Source organism: Sporomusa sp., from assembly GCF_035561155.1.
In the GTDB taxonomy this organism is placed as follows: Bacteria; Bacillota; Negativicutes; order Sporomusales; family Sporomusaceae; genus Sporomusa.
In genome coordinates this window covers 1-6,561 of the sequence record NZ_DATMYD010000058.1, presented here as the reverse complement: position 1 = coordinate 6,561, position 6,561 = coordinate 1, and the positions used below count along the sequence as shown (strand labels likewise).

Here is a 6,561-nt window from a genome sequence, read left to right as displayed (position 1 = left end):
AGGGGGCGATGGCGATCTTTACTGTGAATATAAAGAGAATATTGAAACTGATAAGGTAGAAGACAAGTTATAAAGGTTTCCTAAATGGTAAAAGACGACCCTCACCCCAAAATTGGGAACAAGGGTCGTCTTCTGTTTCGTACTTTTTTTGCTCCGTCAAAACCACAAGTTCTTCAGTGGCCTCAGCACTAACCTGGGAGATTTTTATCCACTACCAAACCTATAGTTTACCAACAAGTATAGGGGCGTTACCAATGTCCTGTTCCTCCTGTGGCACAGACCAGTCAAAATAAAAGTAAGTCTGCTCCACCTCTTCAAGTGAGCTATGCCTACGCCACAGATATGGCGGCTGTCCAAAAGCTACAATATATTCGCCGTCTTCTGGGTAAACCAGCGCCTTTACCGTTTGCTCGGCGGCTACCTGGCTCGCTGACGCCACATAACCTCCGCCCTTACGCCAAGCAGATATTGGAATAACTTGACCAAATTCATTTTTCATCGGTCATCGCCTCCGGTCATAGTATAACCGGACAGAGAAAAACTATAATACGAATTGGTAGAAAGTATCCCGCCCCTGCCAAGCAATACAAAATTATTTTTGCTTTCCAATGTAACCATTATACAAAAGCCCACAGGCAATAAGCAAGGCGCCTGCGATGTTACCTAGCGAACTATTTTGCCCAAGAATCCAATCAATAATAATGCTTGTTGTCATCTGACCCAAGAAAGTAATAAGAGCGGAAAACATGACAGGCAAACGCGGCACAAGGACGTTAAGACCGGCAATAACTGCCACCCCGATAAAACCGCCCAAATAGACCCACCAGGGTACAATCGCCAACTGCTCAGACAACGGCCAGGAAATATGGTTATTGTAAATGATGACTAACAGTATAACCGCTGCCCCGCAATAGTTTACCAGAGTTCCGTGAAAAACACCTATTTTTTCGGCTAGTTTAGCGTTGGCGACCATATTTAGTATGCCGATACAGCCAATACTAACGCCAAGAAGAATCGCAAATGTCATAACCGCCACCTAATATATAATCATGATCGCCGTGCCGGCCAAAACAAGCACTAACCCGGGTATTTTCCTAACAGAAAACCTGTGCTTAGGCATTCCCAGCCAACCGTTGTGATCAATTAAGGCCGACAGCGCTGACTGGCCTAACAGACCGGTAGCAACGGTTAAGGAAACGCCGATTGATTGAAAACAGATGTTGGTCAACACGACCATAAGCACCCCAAATACACCAACACTATACAGGTATAATGGAACGTGCCTCTCCTTACCCACTGCTTCCCTTACCACCAACAGCACGATACTAACAGTCATCAGACCGACAAGATGGACAATAAGGGCAGAGTGATACATATCGATATAAGTACTTAATATGCCGTTTAGTGACACCATAATCGCAGTTAACACACCGATAAACAAGCCACTTAAAACTAACATCCTTAGCGCCTCCTTCTTCACGATAACACCAGTTTAGTATATACCAAAACATACTTACTTTTACCCCTTATCAACATGATTGTCAGTTGTCAGAAAAAGTGCTATTCTGAGACAATGGAGGGATACGTATGCCAGAATATTTGCTGCTAGAAATGATTGAACGAATGAGCGTCGCTGCTACGCTTGCTTTTGTGTTGTCCCAAACCAGCGTATTCAGGCGGCTGATTAACCGCCGCACCACCAAAAGTGATGCTGTGTTACTCACGGTTTTTTTTGGTCTTGTCGGCATCATGGGCACATATGCCGGCATACCTGTAAATGACGCCATCGCTAATTCCCGTGTCGTCGGCGTCATGGCGGCCGGTCTAATAGGCGGACGGCTCATGGGGGTATCAGCCGGAATCATTGCCGGCGGCCATCGGTACCTATTAGGTGGTTTTACTGCCTTCTCCTGCGCCTTAGCCAATATCTGCGAAGGCCTGCTAGCCGGCATGGTACATCGAATGTACCCGGGTCGTCCCACCCCGTGGTGGCTGGCTCTCGCGGCCGGCATGTTGGGTGAGATCATGCAGATGGCCATTATCCTGCTAACTGCCCGCCCCTATAACATGGCCTGGGACCTTGTCAGAGAGATTGCCTTGCCCATGATCGTCGCTAACTCGCTAGGCCTGGCCGTATTTATGCTTATCATTAAAACTGCCATGGTTGCTCAAGAAAAAATCGGCGCTGAGCAATCACACAAGGCTCTCGATATTGCCAACAAAACCTTGCCCTATTTGCGCCGCGGCCTCAATGCTCAGTCATCCCAGGAAACAGCCCATATTATTTTGGCAGCCGCAGGCTATGACGCGGTAGCCATTACCGATACCGAAAGCGTTCTGGCTTTCGCCGGAGCTGAAAGTTCCCACCACACTCCTGCTAAAACCAACTTAACAACTGCCACCCGTCAAGTACTTGCCACAGGTCAGATGCAGATTGCCCGGGACAAGGCTGGAATCGGCTGTGCCTACGCCGGCTGCCGCCTGGCAAGCGCCATTATTGTACCGCTCAAGTGCGCAGACAGGGTGATCGGCACCTTGAAGCTGTATTATACAAGAGGCGACGGCATCGGTCAGTCAGACATTGTCTTTGCTGCCGGCTTGGCTCACCTGTTCTCTACCCAGTTAGAACTTACCGAGATCGATCGTCAGGCTAAAATGGCGGCCAGAGCCAAAATGAAAGCCCTACATGCTCAGATCAACCCCCACTTTTTATTCAATACCCTCAATACTATCACTTCGCTTGTGCGAACCAAGCCTGATTTAGCGAGAGAGCTCTTAATCAAGTTAAGCGCTATCTTTCGCTACACATTGCATAAGACAGGCCAAAATATTACCATTGACGAAGAACTGGCCCAAGTCAGGGCTTATCTTTCGATCGAACAGGCCCGCCATGGCGAAAAACTTGTGATAACAGAAGATATCGACCCAAGCCTTGGTCACTATAGAATTCCGTCCCTTACTATCCAGCCGCTGGTCGAAAACGCTATTAAACACGGGCTGCAGCCCAAGCCTGAAGGCGGCTCAATTATCCTTAAGGCTGCCGACTGCGGCCAGGCCATTGAAATCAGTATTGCTGACAATGGCGTCGGCATGGACTTAGACGCGCATAACCCGCTAGACTACCCCAGCGGTGAAAGTATTGGTCTTATTAACGTACATGAACGCCTATACGGTCAGTACGGTAGCAATTATGGTTTAACGCTTGCCAGCCAACCTGGCTACGGCACCACAATTACCTTACGTTTGCCTAAGTGCCTTAATGACGAGGTGGAAGACTGTGCTTAAAGCAATTATTGTTGACGACGAAATGCCAGCCCGCGATGAACTTAAATTTTTATTGTCCCAGCTGTCAGGCATTGAGGTAATTGGAGAAGCTGACAGCGGTCCGGCGGCAGTAGGCTTGGCCGCTCAGTACTGTCCTGATGTCATTTTTTTAGACATCCATATGCGTGGCATGAGCGGAGTCGAGACAGCGCTGGCCCTAAGAACCGCCACACCTAACTCATTAATTGTTTTTGCGACTGCCTATGATGAATATGCAATAAAAGCCTTTGAAGTTGGCGCCGTTGACTACCTGTTAAAGCCATTTGACGGTGATCGGGTAGCGGCTACTGCTGCGCGCCTGCAAAAATATCATCCTGAAGAATGGCGGGCTGCCGCTACCCGCATTGACCAAGCCATAACGCCATCGGCCAAAACGCCTGTGCACAAGCTGGCAGTAGAAAAAAACGGCAAAATTGTGCTTGTAAACTACAGCGATATTATCTATGCGCACACCCAAACCGGTTCAGTCACAGTTGTGGCCGAAACAGGCGAGTATGCTTACTCAGGTACACTGTCCGACTTGCAGGAACGCCTTCGCGGCACAACAATACTCAGAGTGCATAAAAGCTATCTTGTTCACATGGAGAAAGTCAAGGAAGTGATTCCCTGGTTTAAAGGGACTTACTGGCTTAAATTGCCTACTCCCGTCAGCAGTACTATTGAGGTTCCTGTTGGCAAAGGACAGATAAAAGAAATCAAAGATATGTTAGGACTTAAATAGGCGCCGGCTTGGCGCCATTTCTTTTTACCCTCGCATATTTCCGTTGACCGTCTGATTTGTTCTGTTGGAAGAAATTTTCTATTCAAAATCCGTCTGCCAAGTTATTATAAGTGTGCAAATGTTCAATATAATCATAAAAGGAGGAACTAACTTGAACGGTATTTCTCTCGTCATTGTAGCTGCACTTGTTTTAACATTAGCGTACCGTTTCTACGGGGCCTTTATGGCAGCCAAAGTACTGACCCTTGACCCCAACCGTACTACCCCGGCGGTACGTCACAATGACGGCCGCGACTATGTCCCCACCAACAAGTGGGTGACATTCGGTCACCACTTTGCCGCCATTGCCGGTGCCGGCCCCTTGGTGGGCCCGGTTCTGGCCGCCCAGTTCGGCTATCTGCCTGGCACAATTTGGCTGTTAATTGGCGCAGTATTCGCCGGAGCCGTGCATGACATGGTCATTCTATTTGCTTCGGTTCGTCATGACGGCCTGTCGGTTGCCGAAATCGCCAAAAAAGAAATTGGCAAAGCGTCCGGCCTGGCAACAAGCATTGCCGTACTCTTTATTCTCATTATAACTATGGCCGGCTTGGCTATCGCCGTAGTTAACGCCCTGTATGACAGCCCCTGGGGTACTTTCACAGTAGCTGTCACAATTCCTATTGCAATCTTTGTCGGTATCTATTTACGTTATCTCCGCCCCGGCCGAATCGGCGAAGCCTCGTTCATCGGCGTAACCCTTGTCCTGTTAGGCGTATTTGTCGGCCCAATGGTACAAGAGTCCTGGCTTGCCCCTTACTTCACCTTCAGCCGCAATCAGTTATCCATTATGCTGGCTGTTTACGGCTTCGTAGCTGCCGCACTGCCGGTATGGCTGCTCCTTGCCCCCCGCGACTACCTCAGCACTTATATGAAAATCGGTACAATTCTGGCTCTGGCTCTTGGCATCCTTATTGTCCAGCCAGAAATTCATATGCCAGCTATCACCCCTTATATTTATGGCGGTGGCCCTATCATCCCCGGACCGGTATGGCCCTTCATGTTCATCACTATCGCCTGTGGCGCAATCTCTGGCTTCCATGCTCTAATTAGCACCGGTACCACCCCAAAAATGCTGACAAGCGAAGCCGAAATAAAGGCAGTAGGCTTTGGCGGTATGCTGGTGGAATCCTTCGTTGCCCTCATGGCCCTCATTGCTGCGACCAGCCTGTTCCCGGCAGACTATTTTGCAATCAATACCGCTCCTGCTGTATTTGCCCAGCTTGGCTTGCAGATTAATGAGCTCGATACTCTCTCAAAAATGGTTGGCGAAAACGTTGCCGGACGTCCAGGCGGTGCAGTATCGCTGGCTGTCGGCATGGCCCACATATTCAGCAAAATTCCTGGTATGCAAGGTCTCTTATCCTTCTGGTATCACTTCGCCATCATGTTTGAAGCGCTGTTTATCCTGACTACCATTGATGCCGGTACTCGCGTTGGCCGCTACCTGCTCCAGGAACTCGGCGGCATGGTCTACAAACCGCTCCAAAATGTTCATTGGACTCCAGGCCTTATTATCACCAGTGCTGCTATGTCTTTCGCCTGGGGATATCTGCTGTATGGTGGTTCCATCTCCACCATCTGGCCGCTGTTCGGCGTAGCCAACCAACTCCTTGGCAGCATGTCCTTAGCGATCGGCACCACCGTACTATTTAGAATGGGTAAAGGCCGCTACACCTGGACAACAATCATTCCTATGTGTTTCCTCGCAGTCACCACAGTAGCTGCCGGTTATCTCAATATCACTACAATTTACCTGCCTAAGAGTAACTACCTCTTAGCTGGCGCAAGTGGCATCATGATTGTGCTTGTTGTGTTTGTTATCAGTGATGCTGTACGCACCTGGATAAAAATCGCTAACGGCGAACAAGCTTTGCCAAAAACAGCAAATAGTAACGCAGGAAATTAGTAAAATTTACGCTTGACTATCATATCGACTCATGATATGATAAGTAAGATTATTGGCCAGCTGGTTTAAAACCTCTATTTAGAAAAAGTAATTCTCCGAATTTCTCTTTGTTCTAATAGTAATTGGTAGTAGTCGAAGGTAATTGCGGCTGATTACGTTCAGGAACGTAATGAATTACCAATTAAAATTTACAATGATGGAGGAATCGGATATGAGTATGAAACAGCGTATTTTAACGTTAATAAAACGTTTAGCGTTTTTAGGCTATTGCACCTTTGAAATTGAAAGTATCGTCAAAGAAGCGATTGGAAGCGCGTTCGTCAACAACTTAAGCAGAACACAAGAAGTTGCGGTCGTCCAACACTTAGAGATGTACGAACAATTAGGGCAAAACTATCTACAAACATACAGCAAATAAATGAACGATTAAAGGGGGTGTCTCAAAATAGGTTATTTTAACCTATGAGAGGCAGCCCCTTCTTGTTTTCGTGAGTAAAAAATAAGATCTTTATGGGATTAAGACTGAATAAAAAGAAATGGTATGAAAAAAGGGCATAACAAAGCTAAG

7 protein-coding genes are annotated in these 6,561 nt (G+C 47.7%); 4 read left to right on the top strand and 3 right to left on the bottom strand.

Features of this window, described 5'->3' with window-relative positions; translation table 11 throughout:
- Positions 1–220 precede the first annotated feature (220 nt).
- The 3 genes from VN447_RS06955 to VN447_RS06945 form a co-directional block, all read right to left on the bottom strand.
- Entirely contained in the window at positions 221–499 is a 279-nt protein-coding gene (locus VN447_RS06955) for a hypothetical protein (RefSeq protein ID WP_325524198.1), read from the bottom strand.
- Between the two features lie 93 nt (positions 500–592).
- On the bottom strand, positions 593–1,027 hold the full coding sequence (locus VN447_RS06950; protein ID WP_325524196.1) for a DMT family transporter: 435 nt from the start codon (positions 1,025–1,027) through the stop codon (positions 593–595).
- Between the two features lie 9 nt (positions 1,028–1,036).
- On the bottom strand, positions 1,037–1,459 hold the full coding sequence (locus tag VN447_RS06945) for a DMT family transporter (protein ID WP_325524194.1): 423 nt from the start codon (positions 1,457–1,459) through the stop codon (positions 1,037–1,039).
- A 128-nt stretch (positions 1,460–1,587) separates the two neighbouring features.
- On the opposite strand from VN447_RS06945, the gene VN447_RS06940 reads away from it, so the two are divergent.
- From VN447_RS06940 to VN447_RS06925, 4 genes are all read left to right on the top strand, one after another.
- A complete protein-coding gene (locus tag VN447_RS06940) occupies positions 1,588–3,285 on the top strand; it encodes a sensor histidine kinase (protein WP_325524193.1) in 1,698 nt (565 codons plus the stop codon).
- Entirely contained in the window at positions 3,278–4,045 is a 768-nt protein-coding gene (locus VN447_RS06935) for a LytTR family DNA-binding domain-containing protein (protein WP_325524191.1), read from the top strand. The genes VN447_RS06940 and VN447_RS06935 overlap by 8 nt, the downstream gene beginning before the upstream one ends.
- A gap of 151 nt (positions 4,046–4,196) precedes the next feature.
- Complete coding sequence (locus VN447_RS06930; RefSeq protein WP_325524189.1) at positions 4,197–5,993, top strand: carbon starvation protein A; 1,797 nt, start codon at positions 4,197–4,199, stop codon at positions 5,991–5,993.
- Between the two features lie 211 nt (positions 5,994–6,204).
- On the top strand, positions 6,205–6,411 hold the full coding sequence (locus tag VN447_RS06925; protein ID WP_325524187.1) for a hypothetical protein: 207 nt from the start codon (positions 6,205–6,207) through the stop codon (positions 6,409–6,411).
- The last annotated feature ends 150 nt before the right edge of the window (positions 6,412–6,561 follow it).